Raw genomic sequence first — 619 nt, 5'->3', positions numbered from 1 at the left:
AACTATTGGACAGTTAACCTTTTTGCTAAGGCAAATTCATTTATTACTATTTTTAAATTAATTGTTCCAGGTGTAATGGCAGGATCGTTATTTTTTGCTGGATTTCATGGTGAAAACTTTACAAGTTCTCAAGGGATCGCACCATATGGTTGGGCAAGCGTTTTAACAGCAGTAGCTACTTCTGGTATCGTGTTTGCGTTTAATGGATTTCAAAGTCCCGTTAATATGGCAGGAGAAGCTAAGTCGCCGAATAAGTCTATACCTATTGCTGTTATTGGGTCTATTCTAATTGCAGGTTTTATATACGTTATATTACAAGTTGTGTTTATCGGTGCAGTTGATCCGTCTATGATCGTGAACGGATGGAGTCATCTGAATTTCAATTCACCTTTTGCTGATTTGGCAATTGCTCTTAGTCTTAACTGGTTAGCGATTGTATTGTATGTAGATGCATTTGTATCACCGTCTGGTACAGGTGCTACTTATACAGCGACAACTTCGCGTATGCTTTATGGAATGCAGAAAAATGGGTACTTACCGAATATTTTTGGTACATTACATCCACTTTATGGTGTTCCTCGTCCAGCGATGTTATTAAACTTAGCAGTATGTTTTATCT

General features: G+C 37.5%; 1 pseudogene. It reads left to right on the top strand.

Annotation, left to right across the window (positions count from 1 at the left end):
* Positions 1–619, top strand: a pseudogene (gene aimA / locus L4D76_RS28905) (glutamate/serine transporter AimA); the annotation flags it as partial.

Source organism: Photobacterium sagamiensis, from assembly GCF_050337085.1.
Classification (GTDB): Bacteria; Pseudomonadota; Gammaproteobacteria; order Enterobacterales; family Vibrionaceae; genus Photobacterium; species Photobacterium sagamiensis.
This window is presented reverse-complemented; position numbering and strand designations above follow the sequence as displayed.